The sequence below is a fragment of the Enterobacter sp. DNB-S2 genome (assembly GCF_019443845.1).
Classification (GTDB): domain Bacteria; phylum Pseudomonadota; class Gammaproteobacteria; order Enterobacterales; family Enterobacteriaceae; genus Enterobacter; species Enterobacter asburiae_B.
In genome coordinates, this window is record NZ_CP050520.1 from 1,440,105 (window position 1) to 1,464,154 (window position 24,050).

Sequence of the window (24,050 nt, forward strand, 5' to 3'; positions counted from 1 at the left end):
AGGATTATTACCGTACGTTGGCAAAGGGGTGTAGCGTGACAGTGGAGTCAGAAGTGCCAGAAAATAATATTAAACAACCTCAAGCTACTGATGGGATTAAACCACAGTTACGCACGGTGGATCTGAATCTTCTGACGGTGTTTGATGCTGTCATGCAGGAACAGAATATCACCCGCGCTGCCCAAACCTTGGGGATGTCACAACCTGCCGTGAGTAATGCCGTTGCCAGGCTTAAGCTTATGTTTAACGACGAATTATTTGTTCGCTACGGGAGGGGGATCCAGCCTACGGCGCGCGCATTCCAGCTGTTTGGCTCCATTCGTCAGGCGTTGCAACTGGTCCAAAATGAGCTGCCGGGATCGGGCTTTGAACCATTAAGCAGCGAGCGCGTATTCCATCTTTGTGTCTGTAGCCCTTTAGATAATTATTTAACGTCGATTATCTATAATAAAGTTGAAGAGATCGCACCAAATATCAATCTTGTTTTTAAATCATCCCTGAATCAAAACACAGAACATCAGTTACGCTATCAGGAGATCGAATTCGTTCTGGGGTATGAAGAGTTCCGTCGTCCGGAATTTTCCTGCGTGCCGCTGTTTAAAGATGAAATGGTTTTGGTCGCCAGTAAAAAACACCCGCGCCTGAATTCTCCGCTGCGAGAAAACGATGTTTATAACGAGCAGCACGCCGTTGTTGCGCTCGACAGATATGCTTCCTTTAGCCTGCCGTGGTATGACACTGCGGATAAACAGGCGAGCGTGGCTTATCAGGGCATGGCCATGGTCAGCGTATTAAACGTGGTTTCCCAGACACAGCTGGTGGCAATTGCGCCGCGCTGGCTGGCAGAAGAGTTTTCTGACCCTTTAAATCTGCAAATTTTGCCTCTGCCGCTCAAGCTAAATAGCCGTACCTGTTATCTTTCCTGGCATGAAGCAGCGGGCCGGGATAAAGGACATCAGTGGATGGAAGAGTTGCTGGTTGGCATCTGTCGCCGGTAAACGCATCAGGATAAATCGCATCGGTTTATGTGATTTATCCTGAGTTTTTTTAGATAACTGCTATTTTGTTCTGTGATGATTTTTTTTGGCTGCTCTACGGCACGCAAAAATAGATGATTTCCTGCATTGTCGCGCTTTTCAGCGATGATTTATCACCTCACTCTCTATTCCCAGAGGAATTAACCATATCTTCTGTGAACGGCTGCTTTTTCTGCTTTACGCACCGTTTATCTCCCCGGGTTTGCTAATTGCCTGCCTCATAACGAGCGGTTAAGGTAAAGAACACTCTGCAAAATATAAGATTGGTTCATCCCAATCGTAAGACGGTGCGGAAATGAATTCGGCAGTCCGTCTATAACAAAATGCCTGGAGGCAAAGCATGGAGATGTTGTCTGGCGCGGAAATGGTCGTTCGGTCGCTGATCGATCAGGGCGTAAAGCAAGTGTTCGGCTACCCTGGCGGTGCGGTTCTCGATATTTATGATGCGCTGCATACGGTTGGGGGCATTGACCATGTTCTGGTACGTCACGAGCAGGCGGCGGTACACATGGCTGACGGCCTGGCACGTGCGACGGGTGAAGTGGGCGTGGTGTTAGTCACGTCTGGCCCCGGCGCGACAAACGCCATTACCGGGATTGCGACGGCCTATATGGACTCTATCCCGCTGGTGATCCTCTCCGGGCAGGTGGCAACCTCACTGATTGGCTACGATGCGTTTCAGGAGTGCGACATGGTTGGGATTTCGCGTCCCGTTGTGAAGCACAGCTTTCTGGTCAAGCAAACAGAAGACATTCCCGGCGTACTGAAAAAAGCCTTCTGGCTGGCGGCGAGCGGACGTCCGGGACCGGTGGTGGTCGATCTGCCTAAAGATATTCTCAACCCGGCAAACAAGCTGCCTTATGTCTGGCCGGAATCGGTCAGCATGCGCTCTTATAATCCCACAACGCAGGGGCATAAAGGTCAGATCAAGCGAGCGTTGCAAACGCTTCTGGCAGCCAAAAAACCGGTGGTCTATGTCGGTGGCGGGGCGATCAACTCTGCCTGTGAAGCCCAGCTTCGTGAACTGATTGAAAAGCTTAACCTTCCCGTTGCGTCGTCGCTGATGGGGCTGGGGGCGTTCCCTGCCACCCATCGTCAGGCGCTGGGAATGCTGGGTATGCACGGTACCTATGAAGCCAACATGACGATGCATCATTCCGATGTGATCTTTGCCGTGGGCGTGCGCTTTGACGACCGCACCACCAACAACCTGGCGAAGTATTGCCCGAACGCTACCGTGCTGCACATTGATATCGATCCAACGTCAATTTCAAAAACGGTGTCGGCTGATGTGCCGATCGTCGGTGATGCCCGGCAGGTTCTGGAGCAAATGCTGGATCTGCTGACCCAGGAGAGTGCAACCCAGCCGCTGGATGAGATCCGCGACTGGTGGCAGCAGATTGAACAGTGGCGCGCGCGTCAGTGCCTGAAATATGACACGCAAAGTGAAAATATTAAGCCGCAGGCGGTCATTGAAGCGGTGTGGCGACTGACGAAAGGTGAGGCGTACGTGACCTCAGACGTGGGGCAGCATCAGATGTTTGCCGCCCTGTATTACCCGTTTGATAAACCGCGACACTGGATCAACTCCGGTGGTTTAGGAACCATGGGCTTTGGTCTGCCTGCCGCGCTGGGCGTGAAGCTGGCGCTGCCGAATGAAACCGTCGTCTGCGTGACGGGGGACGGCAGTATCCAGATGAACATTCAGGAGCTGTCTACCGCGCTGCAATATGAACTGCCGGTACTGGTGCTGAACCTGAATAACGGGTATCTCGGTATGGTGAAGCAGTGGCAGGATATGATCTACTCTGGCCGCCACTCTCAGTCCTACATGAAATCGCTGCCGGATTTTGTTCGTCTTGCTGAAGCTTATGGTCATGTTGGCATGCGGGTGACCGATCCGGCTGAGCTGGAAACGAAGCTCGCGCAAGCGCTTGAGCACGTAAAAAACAACCGCCTCGTCTTTATGGATGTGATTGTTGATGGGACCGAGCACGTTTATCCGATGCATATTCGTGGTGGTGGTATGGATGAAATGTGGTTAAGCAAAACGGAGAGAACCTGATATGCGCCGGATATTATCGGTTTTACTGGAAAACGAGTCTGGCGCACTGTCGCGCGTCATTGGCCTTTTTGCCCAGCGCGGTTATAACATTGAAAGCCTGACCGTTGCCCCAACGGAAGACCCGACGCTGTCGCGCATGACGATCCAAACCGTCGGCGATGCCAAAGTGCTTGAGCAAATTGAAAAACAGCTGCATAAGCTGGTCGACGTACTGCGCGTGAGCGAGCTGGGGCAGGGGGCCTACGTTGAGCGTGAGGTCATGCTGGTGAAAATCCAGGCCAGCGGCTACGGGCGTGATGAAGTCAAACGCAATGCGGATATTTTCCGCGGACAAATTATCGACGTCACGCCTTCTCTTTATACTGTGCAGCTGGTCGGGACAAGCGACAAGCTGGATGCTTTCCTCGCGTCCGTGCGGGACGTCGCAAAAATTGTCGAGGTGGCGAGATCGGGTGTCGTAGGTCTGTCACGCGGCGAGAAAATCATGCGTTAGTTGCCAAAAAGGTTCGCCTCTTTCTGCCCGGTCACCAAAGCCGGGCTTTTTTTTGCGTAATCAGCCGACAACGCAGATAAAAGCGGTTGCCGCGAAGTCTTTTCTGCGTTTAGATGTTAAAAGATTTAACCATAACCTTGACAGGGCCATGGACTCTTTTCTTTTTTTAAGGGGCAATTGTGAAACTGGATGAAATCGCCCGGCTAGCCGGCGTGTCACGAACAACGGCCAGCTATGTGATTAACGGTAAAGCAAAGCAGTACCGTGTCAGCGACAAGACCGTTGAAAAAGTTATGGCGGTGGTTCGTGAGCATAACTACCATCCGAATGCTGTCGCAGCCGGTCTGCGTGCCGGGCGTACCCGCTCTATTGGTCTGGTGATCCCAGACCTGGAAAACACCAGCTATACCCGTATCGCCAACTATCTTGAACGTCAGGCGCGCCAGCGCGGCTATCAATTGCTGATTGCCTGCTCGGAAGACCAGCCCGACAACGAAATGCGTTGCATTGAGCATCTGCTCCAGCGCCAGGTGGATGCCATCATCGTGTCGACCTCCTTGCCGCCAGAGCATCCGTTCTACCAGCGCTGGGCGAACGACCCGTTCCCAATCGTTGCGCTGGACCGCGCGCTCGATCGCGAGCATTTCACCAGCGTCGTGGGTGCGGATCAGGATGATGCCGAAATGCTGGCCGCAGAGCTGAGAACGTTCCCCGCTGAAACAGTGCTGTATCTTGGCGCGTTGCCCGAGCTTTCCGTGAGCTTCCTGCGTGAGCAGGGATTCAGAACCGCCTGGAAAGACGATCCGCGCGAGGTTCACTACCTCTATGCCAACAGCTACGAACGTGAAGCCGCAGCGCAGTTGTTTGAGAAATGGCTGGAAACGCATCCGATGCCTCAGGCGTTGTTCACCACGTCATTTGCGCTGTTGCAGGGTGTCATGGATGTGACCTTACGTCGTGAAGGTAAACTGCCCTCCGACCTGGCGATTGCCACGTTCGGGGATAATGAGCTGCTCGACTTCCTGCAGTGCCCGGTGCTGGCGGTAGCACAGCGTCACCGCGATGTGGCTGAACGCGTGCTTGAGATTGTGCTGGCAAGCCTGGATGAGCCGCGCAAACCGAAGCCGGGTCTGACGCGTATCAAACGTAATCTCTACCATCGCGGAATTTTAAGCCGCCAAAAATGAAATGACCGGGGCGGAGAAATCTGCCCCATTTTGCTGTGATTATTCGTGCAGATAATTCCCGGAGAGAAATTAGGATAATTCTTGCGGGATCGTAATCGCCTATTTTTTTAATTCATTCTGGCTTTTAAATTGTCCTTTTAAAGAACATGCGGGCGATTTTAAACAGCTATCTTTGTATTATTTTGTTACAAACCCTCTTCGGTCGATGAATATTCAGACGTTTTTCCTCTTACTGCTTCAGCTTACGTGGCAACCGCCGCGCTTACCGGGCACCTGGATGAATCTGGCGCTGTTATCCCCTGAGAATCTGTCATAAAATGCTGCCCGCGTCGCAAACTGACACTTTATATTTATCTGCGATGATATTGAGTGAGCTTTAACGCTAGTGTGCATATTCGGTTTTTTTCTTACAAATATTCATAACGTTAATTTTGCCTCGCCAGTTGTGCAGTTATTAACCAGGACTGTTTATCTCTGTAAATAGAGGGCTTTCGGGTCCTTATAGGGAGAGTCCTGGCTTGACAAGCTTTTCCCTCGCTCCGTAAACTCCTTTAGGTGGGAATTTGTGGGTTAAAGTGGTGAGGAGGGGTGAGACTGGCATGTTCCGTGGAGCTACGTTAGTCAATCTCGACAGCAAAGGGCGTTTATCGGTACCAACCCGATACCGCGACCAGCTGATTGAGAACGCTGCGGGTCAAATGGTTTGCACCATTGACATTAACTCCCCCTGCCTGCTGCTTTACCCCTTGCCTGAATGGGAAATTATTGAGCAAAAGCTGTCGCGACTGTCGAGCATGAACCCGCAGGAACGCCGCGTGCAGCGGCTGTTATTGGGACATGCCAGTGAATGTCAGATGGATAACGCAGGGCGGTTACTGATTGCCCCTGTGTTGCGGCAACATGCCGGTCTGACCAAAGAAGTGATGCTGGTCGGGCAGTTCAACAAGTTTGAACTGTGGGATGAAACGACCTGGTATCAACAGGTCAAGGAAGATATCGACGCTGAGCAGTCTGATTCCGCGACATTATCGGAACGGCTGCAGGACTTGTCTCTATAAATATGATGGAAAATTATAAACACAAAACGGTGTTACTGGACGAGGCCGTAAACGGTCTGAATATTCGTCCGGATGGCATCTACATTGATGGCACGTTTGGTCGCGGTGGTCACTCGCGTTTGATTCTCTCCCAGCTTGGAGAGGAAGGACGTCTGCTGGCAATCGATCGCGATCCGCAGGCAATTGCCGTTGCACAAACCATCAATGACCCACGCTTTTCCATCGTGCATGGACCTTTCTCTGCGCTCGCGGATTATGTTGCCGAGCGTGGCCTGACGGGCAAGATCGACGGGATTCTTCTCGATCTTGGCGTCTCTTCACCCCAGCTTGATGACGCTGAACGTGGTTTCTCCTTTATGCGTGATGGTCCGCTGGACATGCGTATGGACCCGACGCGCGGTCAGTCTGCCGCTGAGTGGTTACAGACCGCTGACGAAGCAGATATTGCATGGGTCATCAAAACGTTTGGCGAAGAGCGCTTTGGCAAACGTATTGCGCGCGCCATCGTTGAGCGCAATCGCATTGAGCCCATGACCCGTACCAAAGAGTTGGCCGAAGTGATCGCGGCGGCGACACCGGTGAAGGATAAGCACAAACATCCCGCGACCCGTACCTTCCAGGCGGTTCGCATCTGGGTAAACAGTGAACTGGAGGAAATAGAGCTGGCGCTAAAAAGCTCGCTCGACGTGCTGGCCCCGGGTGGGCGGTTATCCATCATCAGCTTCCATTCGCTGGAAGACCGTATTGTGAAACGCTTTATGCGCGAGCAAAGCCGCGGTCCACAGGTGCCAGCGGGGCTGCCGATGACGGAAGAACAACTCAGGAAGCTGGGTGGCCGTCAGTTGCGAGCATTAGGCAAGTTGATGCCGGGCGAAGAAGAAGTGGCAGAGAATCCACGCGCCCGTAGTTCAGTGCTGCGTGTTGCAGAGAGGACGAACGCATGATCGGCAGAGTGACAGAGACCCTAAGCAAAGTTAAGGATTCGTTAGGAAGCAACGAGCGCCATGCCTTGCCTGGCGTGATCGGCGACGATCTTTTGCGGTTTGGGAAACTGCCACTCTGTCTGTTCATTTGCATCATTGTCACGGCAGTTACGGTGGTGACCACCGCCCACCATACACGTTTATTGACTGCGCAACGCGAGCAGATGGTACTGGAACGCGATGCGCTGGATATTGAATGGCGAAATCTGATCCTTGAAGAAAACGCGCTCGGCGATCACAGTCGGGTTGAACGGATCGCAACGGAAAAGCTGCAACTGCAGCATGTTGATCCTTCGCAGGAAAATATCGTAGTACAAAAATAAGGGAAAACGCGACGCATGAAAGCAGCGGCAAAAACGCTAAAACCAAAACGTCAGGAAGAACAGGCCAACTTTGTCAGTTGGCGTTTTGCGTTGCTTTGCGGCTGCATTTTACTCGCTCTGGGTTTTCTGCTGGGACGCGTGGCCTGGCTGCAAATCATCGCCCCTGACATGCTGGTGCGTCAGGGCGACATGCGCTCCCTGCGCGTCCAGGAAGTGTCGACATCCCGCGGGATGATCACCGACCGTTCGGGGCGTCCGCTGGCGGTGAGCGTGCCGGTGAAGGCGATCTGGGCCGATCCGAAAGAGCTGCACGACGCTGGCGGTATCACGCTTGATAACCGCTGGAAGGCCCTTGCGGATGCGCTGAAGATGCCGCTGGACCAGTTAGCTTCACGCGTAAATACGAACCCGCGAGGGCGCTTTATCTATCTGGCGCGTCAGGTTAACCCTGACATGGCGGACTACATCAAAAAATTGAAGCTGCCGGGGATCCATCTGCGTGAAGAATCCCGTCGTTACTATCCATCCGGCGAAGTGACTGCTCACCTCATTGGCTTTACTAACGTTGATAGCCAGGGGATTGAAGGCGTTGAAAAAAGCTTTGATAAATGGCTCACCGGCCAGCCCGGCGAGCGTATTGTGCGTAAGGACCGCTATGGTCGCGTGATCGAGGATATTTCCTCTACGGACAGCCAGGCCGCACACAATCTGGCCCTGAGTATTGATGAGCGGTTACAGGCGCTGGTTTACCGCGAGCTGAACAATGCCGTGGCCTTCAACAAAGCGGAATCGGGCAGTGCCGTGTTAGTCGATGTCAACACGGGTGAAGTGCTGGCGATGGCCAATAGCCCGTCCTACAACCCTAACAATCTTACCGGTACGCAGAAGGATATTATGCGTAACCGTACCATCACCGACGTGTTCGAACCGGGTTCGACCGTTAAGCCGATGGTGGTCATGACTGCCCTTCAGCGCGGTATCGTCAACGAAAACACCGTCCTGAATACCATTCCATACCGAATTAACGGCCACGAGATCAAAGACGTGGCGCGCTACAGCGAATTGACCCTGACCGGGGTGTTACAGAAGTCGAGTAACGTCGGTGTTTCAAAGCTGGCGTTAGCGATGCCGTCCTCAGCGTTAGTAGAGACTTACTCACGTTTTGGACTTGGAAAGGCGACCAATTTGGGGTTGGTCGGAGAACGCAGTGGCTTATATCCTCAAAAACAACGGTGGTCTGACATAGAGAGGGCCACCTTCTCTTTCGGCTACGGGCTAATGGTAACACCGTTACAGTTAGCGCGAGTCTACGCAACGATCGGCAGCTATGGCGTTTATCGTCCGCTGTCGATTACCAAAGTTGATCCACCGGTTCCCGGCGAGCGTATCTTCCCGGAATCAACTGTCCGTACGGTTGTTCATATGATGGAAAGCGTGGCGCTGCCCGGCGGCGGCGGCGTGAAGGCGGCAATTAAAGGTTATCGCATCGCCATCAAGACCGGTACGGCGAAAAAAGTAGGGCCGGACGGCCGCTATATCAACAAATACATTGCCTATACCGCAGGCGTTGCGCCTGCAAGCAATCCGCGTTTTGCGCTGGTGGTCGTGATAAACGATCCACAGGCGGGGAAATACTACGGCGGCGCCGTCTCCGCGCCTGTGTTCGGGGCTATCATGGGCGGCGTGTTACGCACCATGAACATCGAACCGGATGCGCTGGCGACGGGCGAAAAAAGTGAATTTGTAATTAATCAAGGCGAGGGTACAGGTGGCAGATCGTAATTTGCGCGACCTTCTCGCTCCGTGGGTGCCAAATGCACCGGAGCGAGCACTGCGAGAGATGGTACTGGACAGCCGCGTGGCTGCTTCTGGCGATCTTTTTGTGGCGGTGGTCGGTCATCAGGCGGACGGGCGTCGTTATATCCCGCAGGCGATTGCGCAAGGTGTGGCTGCCATTATTGCTGAGGCCAAAGATGAGGCAACCGACGGTGAGATCCGTGAAATGCACGGGGTGCCGGTCATCTATCTCAGCCAGTTAAACGAGCGTCTTTCCGCGCTGGCAGGACGTTTTTATCACGAACCTTCCGACCAGCTGCGCCTGGTCGGCGTCACGGGTACGAACGGTAAAACCACCACCACGCAGCTCATGGCGCAGTGGGCCCAACTGCTGGGGGAAACCGGTGCGGTGATGGGTACCGTGGGTAACGGCCTGCTGGGTAAAGTGAGCCCGACGGAAAACACCACCGGCTCGGCCGTAGACGTACAGCATGTGCTTGCCGGTCTGGCAGGGCAGGGGGCAACCTTTGCTGCGATGGAAGTCTCTTCGCACGGTCTGGTTCAGCACCGCGTCGCGGCGCTGAAATTTGCCGCTTCCGTGTTTACCAACCTGAGCCGCGATCATCTTGATTATCATGGAGATATGGAGCATTACGAAGCCGCGAAATGGCTGCTGTTCTCTACTCACCATTACGGACAAGCCATCATCAACGCCGACGACGAAGTGGGCCGCCGCTGGCTGGCGAAGCTGCCGGATGCGGTTGCGGTGTCGATGGAAGACCATATCAATCCGAACTGCCACGGCCGCTGGCTGAAGGCGGTTGAGGTGAATTATCACGACAGCGGGGCGACAATCCGCTTTGCCTCTTCCTGGGGTGAAGGCGAAATTGAAAGCCGCCTGATGGGCGCGTTTAACGTCAGCAACCTGCTGCTGGCGCTGGCAACGCTGCTGGCGCTGGGTTATCCGATGGCTGAACTGCTGAAAACCTCAGCGCGTCTGCAGCCGGTTTGCGGCCGTATGGAAGTGTTCAGCGCGCCGGGGAAACCGACCGTTGTGGTTGATTATGCCCACACGCCGGATGCGCTGGAAAAAGCGCTGGAAGCGGCGCGCCTGCATTGCGCCGGTAAGCTCTGGTGCGTGTTTGGCTGCGGCGGCGATCGCGATAAAGGCAAACGCCCGCTGATGGGGGCTATTGCCGAGCAGTTCGCAGATATTCCGGTTGTGACCGATGACAACCCGCGTACTGAAGAGCCGCGCGCCATCATTAATGACATTCTGGCGGGCATGCTGGACGCGGGCCGCGCTCGCGTGGTGGAAGGCCGTGCGGAAGCCGTGACCAACACCATCATGCAGGCGCAGGAGAATGATGTTGTCCTGCTGGCGGGCAAAGGCCATGAAGATTATCAGATCGTTGGCAATCGCCGTCTGGACTACTCGGACCGCGTAACGGCAGCTCGTCTGCTGGGAGTCGTGGCATGATTAGCATCACGTTAAGCCAGGCCGCTGCCATCCTGCAGGGCGACCTGCACGGGCTGGACCTGACCATTGATGCCGTAACGACGGACACCCGCAAAATCACCGCAGGCTGTCTGTTTGTGGCGCTGAAAGGCGAGCGTTTTGACGCGCATGATTTTGCGGAACAGGCCAAAGAGAACGGCGCCGGTGCGCTGCTCGTCAGCCGCAAGCTCGATATCGATCTGCCACAAATTGTGGTGAAAGATACGCGTCTCGCGTTCGGTGAGCTGGCCGCCTGGGTTCGCCAGCAGGTCCCTACGCGCGTTGTCGCCTTGACCGGTTCATCAGGCAAGACGTCGGTGAAAGAGATGACGGCGGCGATCCTCAGCCAGTGCGGGAATACGCTTTATACCGCGGGCAACCTCAATAATGACATCGGCGTGCCGATGACATTACTCCGCCTGACCAAAGAACATGAATTTGCGGTAATCGAGTTAGGGGCAAACCACCAGGGCGAAATCGCCTGGACCGTGAGCCTGACTCGCCCGGAAGCCGCGCTGGTGAATAACCTCGCGGCGGCGCATCTGGAAGGCTTTGGCTCGCTGGAAGGCGTAGCGAAAGCCAAAGGTGAGATTTACACCGGTCTGCCGGATGACGGTATCGCCATCCTGAACGCCGACAACAACGACTGGCTGAACTGGCAAAGCATCATTGGTTCGCGTAAAACCTGGCGCTTCTCGCCGAATGCGGCAAACAGTGATTTTACCGCGACCAATATCCACGTGACGTCGCACGGCACGGAGTTCACCCTCACCACCCCAACGGGTGGCGTCGATGTGCTGCTGCCGCTGCCGGGTCGCCATAACATCGCCAATGCGCTTGCGGCGGCGGCGTTGTCGACGGCGGTGGGCGCGTCGCATGAAGCGATTAAGACCGGGCTGGCGAACCTGAAAGCCGTGCCGGGGCGTCTGTTCCCGATTCAGCTTTCGGAAAACAAGCTGCTGCTGGATGACTCCTACAACGCGAACGTGGGCTCGATGACGGCGGCGGTGCAGGTGTTATCTGAAATGCTGGGCTACCGCATCATGGTGGTGGGCGATATGGCAGAGCTGGGCGACGAAAGCGAAGCCTGCCATTCCCAGGTCGGTGAAGCGGCGAAAGCGGCAGGGCTGGACTGCGTGCTGAGCGCAGGAAAACTGAGCCAGGCGATTAGCCAAGCCAGCGGCGTTGGCGAGCATTTTGCTGACAAATCCGCGTTGATAGCGCGCCTTAAGGCGTTGATTACCGAAAAACAAATTGTGACTGTGTTAGTGAAAGGTTCACGTAGTGCCGCCATGGAAGAGGTTGTGCACGCATTACAGGAGAACGGGACATGTTAGTTTGGCTGGCCGAACATTTGGTCAAATATTATTCAGGCTTTAACGTCTTTTCGTATCTGACGTTTCGCGCCATCGTCAGCCTGCTGACTGCGCTGTTCATCTCATTGTGGATGGGCCCGCGCATGATTGCCCGTCTGCAAAAACTCTCTTTCGGCCAGGTTGTGCGTAACGACGGTCCGGAATCGCACTTCAGCAAGCGCGGCACGCCGACCATGGGCGGGATCATGATCCTGACCGCCATCGTCGTTTCCGTGTTGCTGTGGGCCTATCCCTCCAACCCGTACGTCTGGTGCGTTCTGACAGTACTGGTGGGTTATGGGATCATCGGTTTTGTGGACGATTACCGCAAAGTCGTCCGCAAAGATACCAAAGGCCTGATCGCGCGCTGGAAGTATTTCTGGATGTCGGTGATCGCGCTGGGCGTGGCCTTCGCGCTGTATCTGGCAGGCAAAGACACGCCTGCCACCGAGCTGGTCGTGCCGTTCTTTAAAGACGTGATGCCGCAGCTGGGGCTGTTCTACATCCTGCTGGCCTACTTTGTGATTGTCGGTACCGGTAACGCCGTTAACCTGACCGACGGTCTGGATGGCCTGGCCATTATGCCAACCGTCTTTGTGGCCGCCGGTTTTGCGCTGGTGGCGTGGGCGACCGGTAACATGAACTTTGCGAACTACCTGCACATCCCTTATCTGCGCCATGCGGGTGAGCTGGTGATCGTCTGTACGGCGATTGTCGGCGCGGGGCTGGGCTTCCTGTGGTTCAACACCTATCCGGCGCAGGTCTTTATGGGTGACGTCGGTTCTCTGGCTTTGGGCGGTGCGCTCGGCATTATCGCCGTACTGCTGCGTCAGGAGTTCCTGCTGGTGATCATGGGCGGCGTGTTTGTGGTTGAAACCCTGTCGGTGATTTTGCAGGTCGGTTCCTTCAAGCTGCGCGGTCAGCGCATCTTCCGTATGGCGCCGATTCACCACCACTATGAACTGAAAGGCTGGCCGGAGCCGCGCGTGATTGTGCGCTTCTGGATTATTTCGCTGATGCTGGTGCTGATTGGCCTGGCAACGCTGAAGGTACGTTAATCATGGCAGATTACCAGGGCAAAAAAGTCGTTATCATCGGGTTGGGCCTCACGGGGCTCTCCTGCGTGGACTTTTTCCTCGCACGCGGCGTGACGCCACGCGTGATGGATACGCGTGTCTCTCCGCCGGGTCTGGACAAACTGCCGGAACAGGTTGAACGCCACCTTGGTGGTCTGAATGAAGACTGGCTGCTGGCAGCCAATCTGATTGTCGCAAGCCCAGGTATGGCGCTGGCGCATCCTTCGCTGAGCGCTGCTGCGGATGCGGGCGTTGAGATTGTCGGCGATATCGAGCTGTTCTGCCGCGAAGCGCAGGCACCTATTATCGCCATTACCGGTTCTAACGGTAAAAGCACCGTCACCACCCTGGTGGGTGAAATGGCGAAAGCGGCGGGCATGAACGTCGGCGTTGGCGGTAACATTGGTTTACCCGCTCTGATGCTGCTGGATAAAGGCTGCGAGCTGTATGTTCTCGAGCTTTCCAGCTTCCAGCTGGAAACGACCTCCAGCCTGCACGCTGCGGCTGCGACGATCCTCAACGTGACTGAAGATCATATGGACAGGTATCCATTTGGTCTGCAGCAGTACCGTGCCGCCAAGCTGCGCGTTTATGAAAATGCCAAAGTCTGCGTTGTAAACGCCGATGACGCGCTGACCATGCCCGTACGCGGTGCAGACGATCGCTGTATCAGCTTCGGTATCACGATGGGGGATTACCACCTGAACCGTCAGCTGGGCGAAACCTGGCTGCGCGTGAAGGGTGAGAAAGTGCTGAACGTGAAAGAGATGAAGCTCACTGGTCAGCACAACTATACCAATGCCCTGGCGGCGCTGGCGCTGGCGGATGCAGTAGGGCTGCCGCGCTCCTCCAGCCTGAAAGCGTTAACCACGTTTTCTGGTCTGGCGCACCGTTTCCAGCTGGCGCTGGAGCACAACGGCGTGCGCTGGATTAACGACTCCAAAGCTACCAACGTCGGAAGCACGGAGGCCGCGCTGAACGGTCTGCACGTTGACGGCACCCTGCATTTACTGCTGGGCGGCGACGGTAAATCAGCTGATTTTTCCTCCCTGAAGCCGTATCTCGCCGGAGATAACGTCCGCCTGTACTGCTTCGGCCGTGACGGCAGGGAGCTGGCTGAACTGCGCCCTGAGGTTGCCGAGCAAACCGAAACCATGGAACAGGCGATGCGGCTGATTGCCCCTCGCGTGAAGCCAGGCGATATGGTGCTGCTCTCTCCGGCCTGTGCCAGCCTCGATCAATTCAAGAATTTCGAACAGCGTGGTGATGTCTTTACCCGCCTGGCGAAGGAGTTAGGCTAATGCGTTTATCTCTCCCTCGCCTGAAAATGCCGCGCCTGCCAGGATTTGGGATCCTGGCATGGGTATTTGCGGCGCTCAAAGGCTGGGTGATGGGCTCTCGTCAAAAAGATAACGACAGCCTGGTCATGTACGATCGCACGCTGTTCTGGCTCACTATGGGGCTGGCGGCGGTCGGCTTCATTATGGTGACGTCAGCCTCAATGCCCGTCGGGCAGCGTCTGGCGAACGATCCTTTCCTGTTTGCCAAGCGTGATGGTCTTTACATCATCCTGGCGTTCTGCCTGGCGCTGGTGACCCTGCGTCTGCCGATGGAGTTCTGGCAGCGCCACAGTACGGCGATGCTGATCGCCTCGATTATTATGCTGCTGATCGTACTGGTGGTGGGGAGCTCTGTTAACGGGGCTTCACGCTGGATCGCCTTTGGCCCGCTGCGCATTCAGCCTGCGGAATTTACCAAGCTCTCCCTGTTCTGCTACCTGGCTAACTACCTGGTGCGTAAGGTTGATGAAGTGCGTAACAATCTGCGCGGCTTCTTAAAACCGATGGGCGTGATTCTGGTGCTGGCGGTATTACTGCTGGCGCAGCCTGACCTCGGTACCGTTGTCGTGCTGTTCGTTACCACTCTGGCCATGTTGTTCCTGGCGGGCGCGAAGCTGTGGCAGTTCATCGCTATCATCGGGATGGGGATTTCGGCGGTTGTGCTGCTGATCCTCGCCGAGCCTTACCGTATTCGCCGTGTGACCTCGTTCTGGAACCCGTGGGAAGATCCGTTCGGCAGCGGCTATCAGCTGACGCAGTCGCTGATGGCCTTTGGTCGCGGTGAAGTCTGGGGGCAAGGGCTGGGTAACTCGGTACAGAAACTGGAGTATTTACCGGAAGCGCATACTGACTTCATCTTCTCCATTATTGCGGAAGAACTGGGTTATATCGGTGTGGTACTAGCGCTTTTAATGGTATTCTTCGTCGCTTTCCGCGCCATGTCCATCGGCCGGAAAGCGCTGGAGATCGATCACCGCTTCTCAGGATTCTTAGCCTGTTCAATTGGTATCTGGTTTAGCTTCCAGGCATTGGTTAACGTCGGGGCCGCAGCGGGTATGCTGCCGACCAAAGGTCTGACGCTGCCGTTGATCAGTTATGGTGGTTCGAGTCTGTTGATTATGTCGACGGCCATCATGTTTTTGTTGCGTATAGATTATGAGACGCGTCTGGAAAAAGCCCAGGCGTTTACACGAGGTTCACGATGAATCAACCGAAGCGGTTAATGGTGATGGCAGGCGGTACCGGTGGACACGTGTTCCCGGGGCTGGCGGTTGCGCACCATTTAATGGATCAGGGCTGGCAGGTACGCTGGCTGGGAACCGCAGACCGCATGGAAGCCGATCTGGTACCGAAGCACGGTATCGAGATCGACTTTATTCGTATTTCCGGCCTTCGGGGCAAAGGCCTCAAGGCAATGCTGCTGGCTCCGGTGCGTATTTTTAACGCCTGGCGTCAGGCGCGCACCATCATGAAGCGCTTTAAGCCAGATGTGGTGCTGGGCATGGGCGGCTATGTCTCTGGTCCTGGCGGGCTGGCGGCGTGGTCGTTAGGCATTCCCGTTGTGCTACATGAACAGAACGGTATTGCTGGTCTGACCAACAAGTGGCTGGCGAAAATCGCTACCAAAGTTATGCAGGCGTTTCCCGGTGCGTTCCCGAAAGCGGACGTGGTGGGTAACCCGGTGCGTGTGGACGTGCTGGCGCTCCCGCTGCCGGACGCTCGCCTGACGGGCCGTGAAGGGCCGGTTCGTGTACTGGTCGTCGGCGGCTCTCAGGGGGCGCGTGTTCTAAACCAGACGATGCCGCAGGTTGCCGCAAAGCTGGGGGATACCGTGACCATCTGGCACCAGAGCGGAAAAGGCGCTCAGCAGACCGTTGAGCAAGCTTACGCAGACGAAGGCCAGCCGCAGCATAAAGTCACAGAATTTATCGACGACATGGCGGCAGCGTATGCCTGGGCCGATGTCGTGGTCTGTCGTTCAGGCGCGCTGACGGTGAGCGAGATCGCCGCCGCCGGTCTGCCGGCCCTTTTTGTGCCGTTCCAGCACAAAGACAGACAGCAGTACTGGAATGCGCTGCCGCTTGAGAAAGCCGGTGCCGCGAAGATTTTTGAACAGCCACAATTTACCGCCGACGCGGTCGCCACCACCCTGGCGGGCTGGAACAGAGACGCACTGCTGGAGATGGCGCAACGCGCACGCGCGGCCGCTATCCCTGATGCGACGGAACGGGTGGCAAAAGAAGTGAGCCTGGCAGCCCAGGCTTAACCCTCGCAGCGCGTTTTGCGCTGCACGAATTTTAAGTAGTCGATGGCGTTTAGAGAATGAATACACAACAACTGGCAAAACTGCGTTCAATCGTGCCCGAGATGCGTCGCGTCCGGCACATTCACTTTGTTGGCATCGGTGGTGCTGGCATGGGCGGTATTGCCGAAGTGTTAGCTAACGAAGGTTATCAGATCAGCGGGTCTGACCTGGCGCCAAACCCTGTTACGCAGCAGCTGGCGTCGCTTGGGGCGACTATCTATTTCAACCATCGTCCAGAAAATGTGCGCGATGCGAGCGTGGTGGTGGTCTCCAGCGCCATCTCCTCTGACAACCCGGAAATCGTTGCCGCGCACGAAGCGCGCATTCCGGTGATCCGCCGTGCAGAAATGCTGGCGGAACTGATGCGTTTCCGTCACGGCATCGCCATTGCCGGGACCCACGGTAAAACCACGACCACGGCGATGGTCTCCAGTATTTATGCGGAAGCGGGTCTCGACCCGACGTTCGTCAACGGCGGTCTGGTCAAAGCCGCAGGCGTACACGCGCGTCTGGGCCACAGTCGTTATCTGATTGCCGAAGCGGATGAGAGCGACGCGTCGTTCCTGCACCTGCAGCCGATGGTGGCGATTGTCACTAACATCGAAGCTGACCATATGGATACCTACCAGGGCGACTTCGAGAACTTAAAGCAGACCTTCATCAACTTCCTGCACAACCTGCCATTCTATGGACGCGCGGTGATGTGCGTAGACGATCCGGTGATCCGCGAGCTGCTGCCGCGCGTGGGTCGTCAAATCACCACTTACGGCTTCAGCGAAGACGCTGACGTCCGCGTGGAAGAGTACAAACAGATTGGTGCGCAGGGGCATTTCACGCTGGCGCGTCAGGACAAAGAACTGCTGCACGTCACGCTGAATGCGCCAGGTCGCCATAACGCCCTCAATGCCGCAGCGGCTGTGGCCGTCGCGACGGAAGAAGGCATTGATGATGATGCCATTCTGCGCGCGCTGGAAAGCTTCCAGGGCACCGGCCGTCGCTTCGACTTCATCGGTGAATTCCCGCTGGACGCCGTGAACGGTAAAGCCGGCACTGCGATGCTGGTGGACGACTATGGCCACCATCCGACCGAAGTCGACGCCACCATTAAAGCCGCACGTGCAGGCTGGCCGGACAAAAATCTGGTGATGGTCTTCCAGCCGCACCGCTTCACGCGTACGCGCGATCTGTACGACGATTTCGCCAGCGTCCTGTCACAGGTAGACACCCTGTTAATGCTGGACGTGTACGCCGCAGGCGAGACGCCGATTCCGGGGGCCGACAGCCGTTCCCTGTGTCGTACCATCCGTGGACGCGGTAAAGTTGACCCTATTCTGGTTTCTGACCCAGCACAGGTGGCGGAAATTCTGGCACCGGTCCTGACAGGTAATGATTTGATTCTGATTCAGGGCGCGGGAAATATCGGCAAAATCGCCCGTACCTTAGCTGAAATCAAACTGAAGCCGCAAACCCAGGAGGATGAGCATCATGGCTGATAAGATTGCTGTCCTGTCTGGCGGCACCTCCGCCGAGCGCGAGGTTTCCCTGAATTCCGGCGCGGCTGTGCTGGCGGGCCTGCGCGAAGGTGGCGTCAATGCGCACCTGGTCGACCCAAAAGAGGTCGACGTGACGCAATTAAAAGCCATGGGTTTCGATAAAGTCTTTATCGCTTTGCATGGTCGCGGCGGCGAAGACGGCACCCTGCAGGGGCTTCTGGATTTGATCGGCATGCCGTACACCGGCAGCGGCGTGATGGCCTCCGCTATCTCTATGGACAAACTGCGCAGCAAGCTTCTGTGGCAGGGCGCGGGGTTACCCGTTGCGCCATGGGTAGCACTGACGCGTCGCGAATTTGAATTGGGCCTGCCGGATAGCGTTAATACACGCATTGCTGAGCTGGGCTTACCGGTTATTGTAAAGCCCAGCCGGGAAGGTTCGAGCGTGGGAATGTCCAAAGTCGAGAAAGCTGAAGATCTTTCGTCCGCTTTAGCACTGGCATTTCAACATGATGAAGAAGTTCTGGTTGAAAAATGGCTCAGCGGGCCGGAATTTACCGTCGCGATGCTTGGCGAAGAAATTTTACCGTCAATTCGTATCCAACCGGCCGGAACCTTCTATGATTATGAGGCGAAGTATCTCTCTGATGAGACGCAATATTTCTGCCCTTGTGGTCTTGAAGCTGAGCGTGAAGCAGATTTACAGTCCCTGGTGCTTAAAGCCTGGCATATTCTGGGTTGTCAGGGCTGGGGACGCATCGACGTGATGCAGGACAGTGACGGACAATTTTATCTGCTGGAAGCGAATACCTCTCCGGGAATGACCAGCCACAGCCTTGTGCCGATGGCCGCGCGTCAGGCTGGGATGAGCTTCTCGCAGTTAGTCGTACGCATTCTGGACCAGGCGGGCTGATATGTCTCAGGCTGCATTGAACACGCGCAACCGCGATGACGAGGACGAATACGCCTCCTCACGCCGCAGTAATGGAACGCGTCTTGCAGGCATCATTTTCCTGCTCGGGGTGCTGTGCACCGTGTTTATTAGCGGCTGGATGGTCCTGGGCTGGATGGAAGATGCGCAGCGGTTGCCGCTTTCTAAGCTGGTGGTCACCGGTGAGCGTCACTACACGCGTAACGACGATATTCGCCAGTCAATTCTGGCGCTGGGCTCGCCTGGCACTTTTATGACGCAGGACGTCAACATTATCCAGAGCCAGATAGAACGTCTGCCATGGATAAAACAGGCGAGCGTAAGAAAGCAATGGCCTGATGAATTGAAGATTCATCTGGTTGAATATGTGCCCATTGCGCGTTGGAATGATCAGCACATGGTTGACGCAGACGGAAACTCCTTCAGCGTCCCGGCCGATCGTGTCAACAAGCAAAATTTACCGATGTTGTATGGCCCGGAAGGTAGCGAAAACGAGGTGTTACAAGGTTTTCGCGAAATGGGTCAGGTGCTGGCGAAGGACAGGTTTACGTTAAAAGATGCTGCCATGACGGCGCGCCGTTCCTGGCAGTTGACGTTAACAAACGGCATTAAGCTCAACCTGGGACGCGGCGACACAATGAAGCGTCTGGCGCGTTTTGTCGAACTTTACCCGGTTTTACAGCAGCAGGCACAGACTGACGGCAAACGGATAAGCTACGTTGATTTGCGCTATGACTCAGGCGCAGCAGTCGGTTGGGTACCGGCTCCGGTCGAGGAACCTAATCAGCAACAGAATCAGGCACAGGTACAGGCAGAACAACAATGATCAAGGCGACGGACAGAAAACTGGTAGTTGGACTGGAGATTGGCACCGCGAAGGTTGCCGCTTTAGTAGGGGAAGTTCTGCCCGACGGTATGGTCAATATCATTGGCGTAGGCAGTTGCCCGTCCCGTGGTATGGATAAAGGTGGGGTAAACGATCTTGAATCGGTGGTGAAATGCGTTCAGCGCGCCATCGATCAGGCTGAACTGATGGCAGATTGCCAGATTTCTTCTGTCTATCTGGCCCTTTCTGGTAAGCACATTAGCTGCCAGAACGAAATCGGTATGGTGCCGATTTCCGAAGAAGAAGTGACGCAGGAAGACGTTGAAAACGTCGTGCACACGGCGAAATCCGTGCGTGTCCGCGACGAGCATCGCGTGCTGCATGTCATTCCGCAGGAATATGCGATTGACTACCAGGAAGGGATCAAGAACCCGGTCGGTCTTTCTGGCGTACGTATGCAGGCAAAAGTGCACCTGATCACATGTCACAACGATATGGCGAAGAACATTGTAAAAGCCGTTGAACGTTGTGGCCTGAAAGTTGACCAACTTATTTTCGCCGGTCTGGCGGCAAGTTATTCCGTGCTGACCGAAGATGAACGTGAACTGGGTGTCTGTGTGGTCGATATTGGTGGTGGTACAATGGATATCGCCGTGTATACCGGCGGTGCGTTGCGCCACACGAAAGTGATCCCTTATGCCGGGAACGTTGTGACCAGCGATATTGCTTACGCTTTTGGTACGCCGCCGAGCGATGCAGAAGCGATTAAAGTGCGCCACGGCTGCGCGCGGGGGTCTATCGTTGGCAAAGATGAGAGCGTTGAAGTGCCGAGCGTCGGTGGTCGTCCACCGCGTAGCCTGCAGCGCCAGACGTTGGCAGAGGTGATAGAGCCGCGCTATACCGAGCTGCTCAACCTGGTCAACGAAGAGATTTTACAGTTACAGGAACAGCTTCGTCAGCAGGGCGTTAAACATCATCTTGCGGCGGGGATTGTATTAACCGGCGGTGCAGCGCAAATTGAAGGTCTTGCGGCCTGTGCTCAGCGCGTGTTCCATACGCAGGTGCGTATTGGTGCGCCGCTGAATATCACCGGTTTAACGGATTATGCTCAGGAGCCGTATTATTCAACGGCTGTGGGCCTGCTCCACTACGGGAAGGAATCTCATCTCAGTGGTGAAGCAGAAGTGGAAAAACGCGTCTCAGTGGGGTCGTGGGTCAAACGACTGAACAACTGGTTGCGAAAAGAGTTTTAATTTTTTTAAGAGACCGGAGAGAATTAGCGGTCTCGGGCGACAGGCACAACGGAGAGAGAAATTATGTTTGAACCTATGGAACTGACCAACGACGCGGTGATTAAAGTCATCGGCGTCGGTGGCGGCGGCGGTAACGCCGTAGAGCATATGGTGCGTGAACGCATTGAAGGTGTTGAATTCTTCGCAGTTAACACCGATGCGCAGGCACTGCGTAAGACAGCTGTTGGCCAGACTATCCAGATCGGCGGTGGTATCACCAAAGGGCTGGGAGCAGGGGCTAACCCGGAAGTCGGCCGTAATGCGGCTGAAGAAGATCGTGAAGCGCTGCGCGCTGCACTGGAAGGTGCGGACATGGTCTTCATCGCAGCAGGCATGGGTGGCGGTACCGGTACCGGCGCAGCACCTGTTGTGGCTGAAGTGGCAAAAGATTTAGGTATCCTGACCGTTGCTGTCGTGACCAAGCCTTTCAATTTTGAAGGCAAGAAGCGTATGGCCTTCGCGGAGCAGGGTATCACCGAGCTGTCCAAGCATGTGGACTCGCTGATCACCATCCCTAACGACAAGCTGTTGAAAGTTCTGGGTCGCGGTATTTCCCTGCTGGACGCATTCGGTGCAGCAAACGACGTGCTGAAAGGCGCGGTTCAGGGTATCGCTGAACTGATTACCCGTCCTGGCCTGATGAACGTTGACTTTGCAGACGTTCGCACCGTGATGTCCGAAATGGGCTACGCGATGATGGGCTCTGGCGTGGCGAGCGGTGAAGACCGTGCTGAAGAAGCGGCTGAAATGGCTATCTCTTCTCCCCTGCTGGAAGATATCGATCTGTCTGGTGCGCGCGGCGTGCTGGTCAACATTACCGCTGGCTTTGACCTGCGTCTGGATGAGTTCGAAACCGTGGGTAACACTATCCGTGCGTTCGCCTCTGACAACGCTACCGTGGTAATCGGTACTTCCCTTGACCCTGAAATGAACGACGAGCTGCGTGTTACCGTTGTTGCGACCGGTATCGGTATGGACAAACGTCCTGAGATCACCCTGGTGACCAACAAGCAGACTCAGCAACCGGTAATGGATCGTTACCAGCAGCACGGTATGTCTCCTCTGACTCAGGAGCAGAAACCGGCCGCGAAAGTGGTGAACGACCCAACGCCGCAAACGGCGAAAGAGCCAGATTATCTGGATATCCCGGCGTTCCTGCGTAAGCAAGCTGACTAAGAATTGGCTGGAATTAGGGGATTTGCGCTCTTTGTGCTAAACTGGCCCACCGTTAGTGATATACACTCTCGGTTGGATAGTTAATTTGGCGAGATTATACGATGATCAAACAAAGGACACTTAAACGTATCGTTCAGGCGACTGGTGTCGGTTTACATACCGGCAAGAAAGTCACGCTGACGTTACGCCCTGCGCCGGCCAATACCGGGGTCATCTATCGTCGCACCGACTTGAATCCACCGGTAGATTTTCCGGCCGATGCCAAATCTGTGCGTGATACTATGCTCTGTACTTGTCTGGTGAACGAGCATGACGTGCGGATTTCTACCGTAGAGCACCTTAACGCCGCCCTGGCGGGTTTGGGTATCGACAACATTATTGTTGAAGTCGATGCGCCAGAAATCCCGATTATGGATGGCAGTGCTGCACCGTTCGTCTATCTGTTGCTGGATGCCGGCATCGAAGAACTGAACTGCGCGAAGAAATTTGTACGCATCAAAGAGACCGTTCGCGTCGAAGATGGCGACAAGTGGGCTGAATTCAAACCGTACAATGGTTTCTCGTTGGACTTTACCATCGACTTTAACCATCCGGCGATTGACTCCAGCACCCAGCGCTATGCGATGAACTTCTCTGCCGATGCGTTTATGCGCCAGATCAGCCGAGCCCGTACATTTGGCTTCATGCGTGATATCGAATATCTGCAGTCCCGCGGCCTGTGCCTGGGCGGCAGCTTCGATTGTGCCATCGTTGTTGACGATTATCGCGTACTGAACGAAGACGGCCTGCGTTTCGAAGATGAATTCGTTCGTCACAAAATGCTGGATGCTATCGGCGACCTGTTCATGTGTGGTCACAACATCATTGGTGCATTTACCGCGTTCAAATCCGGTCATGCGCTGAACAACAAACTGTTGCAGGCCGTCCTGGCAAAACAGGAAGCCTGGGAATATGTGACCTTCGAAGACGAAGCTGAACTGCCGCTGGCTTTCAAAGCACCAAGCATGGTTCTGGCGTAACGGTTCAAACCGTTTCGTAAAAAAATCGACTGGTTAACCTGGTACTCTCTCCGACCAGGAAGACCAGTCGTTTTTATTTTTACCCTTCTTCGTTTACCCCTGCGGTATCTCTCGTTTGTCTTACTCAGAAAATTATGTGCGTTAGCTGCATTCTTGACCGTTTTTCTCCGCGGCGGCACCTCATTCCTGCTGATGTATATTGGCTTTAGTGTTACTATCTGGGCGCTAAAATGAATAACTGAACTCAGCCTCTGCAAGGCTGGCTTATTGGGTGGAGCAGGTGAGCGGAATACTGACGCGCTGGCGACAATTTGGCAGACGTTACTTCTGGCCGCATCTCTTATTAGGGATGGTCGCGGCGAGTTTCGGCTTGCCTGCGCTCAGCAACAGTGCCGAAGCGGCGACGCCCGCAAAAACCTCCACCACTAAACACGATCTCAGCACGCGGGTTAACTTTACTAACCTCGCGTGGCTTGAAGCCAGTCGCCGCCCAAACTTCACCGTCGATTACTGGCACCAGCACGCTATCCGCACCGTTATCCGCCATCTGTCCTTTGCGATGGCACCGCAGGCCATGCCTGTTGCGGAAGAGGCGCTGCCGGTGCAGGCTCAGCATCTTGCCCTGCTGGACACGCTCAACGCGCTGCTCACGCAGGACAGCCAGCCGCCGGTCATGGTTCGTCAGACAACGCAGCGTGCGTTTGTTTCACCAGCTTCATTCTCTGTTTCAACCTGGATTAGCCAGGCTCACGGCATTCGTGCCGGGCCGCAACGCCTCAGCTAAATTAACTTTTTCAATACCTTAATTTATCTGCCC

The 24,050-nt window shown here is 55.3% G+C and carries 21 protein-coding genes; all 21 read left to right on the plus strand.

Annotated elements, in window-relative coordinates; genetic code table 11:
* The first annotated feature begins 53 nt into the window (after positions 1-53).
* Positions 54-998 (plus strand): transcriptional regulator LeuO, encoded by a 945-nt coding sequence (gene leuO, locus HB664_RS06785; RefSeq protein ID WP_047060143.1) that lies wholly within the window; start codon positions 54-56, stop codon positions 996-998.
* A gap of 379 nt (positions 999-1,377) precedes the next feature.
* The gene (gene ilvI, locus HB664_RS06790; RefSeq protein ID WP_033144626.1) at positions 1,378-3,102 is read left to right on the plus strand and encodes an acetolactate synthase 3 large subunit; all 1,725 of its coding nucleotides are present in this window, start codon (positions 1,378-1,380) and stop codon (positions 3,100-3,102) included.
* A 1-nt stretch (position 3,103) separates the two neighbouring features.
* Positions 3,104-3,595, plus strand: a complete 492-nt coding sequence (gene ilvN / locus HB664_RS06795) for an acetolactate synthase small subunit (RefSeq protein ID WP_023310389.1) — start codon at positions 3,104-3,106, stop codon at positions 3,593-3,595.
* A 179-nt stretch (positions 3,596-3,774) separates the two neighbouring features.
* Positions 3,775-4,782, plus strand: coding sequence for a catabolite repressor/activator (gene cra / locus HB664_RS06800; RefSeq protein WP_008501993.1), 1,008 nt, complete (start codon positions 3,775-3,777; stop codon positions 4,780-4,782).
* A gap of 599 nt (positions 4,783-5,381) precedes the next feature.
* Positions 5,382-5,840 carry a division/cell wall cluster transcriptional repressor MraZ gene (mraZ, locus tag HB664_RS06805; protein ID WP_021240528.1) on the plus strand — a complete coding sequence of 153 codons (459 nt, stop codon included), beginning with the start codon at positions 5,382-5,384 and terminating at the stop codon, positions 5,838-5,840.
* A gap of 2 nt (positions 5,841-5,842) precedes the next feature.
* On the plus strand, positions 5,843-6,784 hold the full coding sequence (gene rsmH, locus HB664_RS06810) for a 16S rRNA (cytosine(1402)-N(4))-methyltransferase RsmH (RefSeq protein WP_021240527.1): 942 nt from the start codon (positions 5,843-5,845) through the stop codon (positions 6,782-6,784).
* Positions 6,781-7,146, plus strand: coding sequence for a cell division protein FtsL (gene ftsL, locus HB664_RS06815; RefSeq protein WP_008501989.1), 366 nt, complete (start codon positions 6,781-6,783; stop codon positions 7,144-7,146). The genes rsmH and ftsL overlap by 4 nt, the downstream gene beginning before the upstream one ends.
* A 15-nt stretch (positions 7,147-7,161) precedes the next feature.
* Positions 7,162-8,928: a peptidoglycan glycosyltransferase FtsI gene (locus tag HB664_RS06820; protein ID WP_033144627.1), complete on the plus strand. Its 1,767-nt coding sequence runs from the start codon at positions 7,162-7,164 to the stop codon at positions 8,926-8,928.
* Positions 8,915-10,402, plus strand: coding sequence for a UDP-N-acetylmuramoyl-L-alanyl-D-glutamate--2,6-diaminopimelate ligase (gene murE / locus HB664_RS06825; protein ID WP_048979011.1), 1,488 nt, complete (start codon positions 8,915-8,917; stop codon positions 10,400-10,402). Before HB664_RS06820 ends, murE begins: the two co-directional genes overlap by 14 nt.
* The gene (murF, locus tag HB664_RS06830) at positions 10,399-11,757 is read left to right on the plus strand and encodes a UDP-N-acetylmuramoyl-tripeptide--D-alanyl-D-alanine ligase (RefSeq protein ID WP_219940525.1); all 1,359 of its coding nucleotides are present in this window, start codon (positions 10,399-10,401) and stop codon (positions 11,755-11,757) included. Before murE ends, murF begins: the two co-directional genes overlap by 4 nt.
* A complete protein-coding gene (mraY, locus tag HB664_RS06835; protein WP_008501985.1) occupies positions 11,751-12,833 on the plus strand; it encodes a phospho-N-acetylmuramoyl-pentapeptide-transferase in 1,083 nt (360 codons plus the stop codon). Before murF ends, mraY begins: the two co-directional genes overlap by 7 nt.
* A 2-nt stretch (positions 12,834-12,835) precedes the next feature.
* Positions 12,836-14,152 (plus strand): UDP-N-acetylmuramoyl-L-alanine--D-glutamate ligase, encoded by a 1,317-nt coding sequence (gene murD, locus HB664_RS06840; protein ID WP_219940526.1) that lies wholly within the window; start codon positions 12,836-12,838, stop codon positions 14,150-14,152.
* Positions 14,152-15,396 (plus strand): cell division protein FtsW, encoded by a 1,245-nt coding sequence (gene ftsW / locus HB664_RS06845; RefSeq protein ID WP_023310395.1) that lies wholly within the window; start codon positions 14,152-14,154, stop codon positions 15,394-15,396. Before murD ends, ftsW begins: the two co-directional genes overlap by 1 nt.
* Positions 15,393-16,457: an undecaprenyldiphospho-muramoylpentapeptide beta-N-acetylglucosaminyltransferase gene (murG, locus tag HB664_RS06850; protein ID WP_029741228.1), complete on the plus strand. Its 1,065-nt coding sequence runs from the start codon at positions 15,393-15,395 to the stop codon at positions 16,455-16,457. Before ftsW ends, murG begins: the two co-directional genes overlap by 4 nt.
* A 56-nt stretch (positions 16,458-16,513) precedes the next feature.
* Positions 16,514-17,989, plus strand: coding sequence for a UDP-N-acetylmuramate--L-alanine ligase (gene murC / locus HB664_RS06855; RefSeq protein WP_219940527.1), 1,476 nt, complete (start codon positions 16,514-16,516; stop codon positions 17,987-17,989).
* The gene (locus HB664_RS06860) at positions 17,982-18,902 is read left to right on the plus strand and encodes a D-alanine--D-alanine ligase (RefSeq protein ID WP_039260812.1); all 921 of its coding nucleotides are present in this window, start codon (positions 17,982-17,984) and stop codon (positions 18,900-18,902) included. The genes murC and HB664_RS06860 overlap by 8 nt, the downstream gene beginning before the upstream one ends.
* Before the next feature lies 1 nt (position 18,903).
* Complete coding sequence (gene ftsQ / locus HB664_RS06865) at positions 18,904-19,746, plus strand: cell division protein FtsQ (protein ID WP_023310399.1); 843 nt, start codon at positions 18,904-18,906, stop codon at positions 19,744-19,746.
* Positions 19,743-20,999: a cell division protein FtsA gene (gene ftsA, locus HB664_RS06870; RefSeq protein ID WP_219940528.1), complete on the plus strand. Its 1,257-nt coding sequence runs from the start codon at positions 19,743-19,745 to the stop codon at positions 20,997-20,999. The genes ftsQ and ftsA overlap by 4 nt, the downstream gene beginning before the upstream one ends.
* Positions 21,000-21,062: 63 nt before the next feature.
* Positions 21,063-22,214: a cell division protein FtsZ gene (ftsZ, locus tag HB664_RS06875; protein ID WP_008501978.1), complete on the plus strand. Its 1,152-nt coding sequence runs from the start codon at positions 21,063-21,065 to the stop codon at positions 22,212-22,214.
* A gap of 101 nt (positions 22,215-22,315) precedes the next feature.
* Complete coding sequence (gene lpxC, locus HB664_RS06880) at positions 22,316-23,233, plus strand: UDP-3-O-acyl-N-acetylglucosamine deacetylase (RefSeq protein ID WP_008501977.1); 918 nt, start codon at positions 22,316-22,318, stop codon at positions 23,231-23,233.
* Between the two features lie 280 nt (positions 23,234-23,513).
* Positions 23,514-24,017 carry a secA translation cis-regulator SecM gene (secM, locus tag HB664_RS06885; protein ID WP_033146485.1) on the plus strand — a complete coding sequence of 168 codons (504 nt, stop codon included), beginning with the start codon at positions 23,514-23,516 and terminating at the stop codon, positions 24,015-24,017.
* The last annotated feature ends 33 nt before the right edge of the window (positions 24,018-24,050 follow it).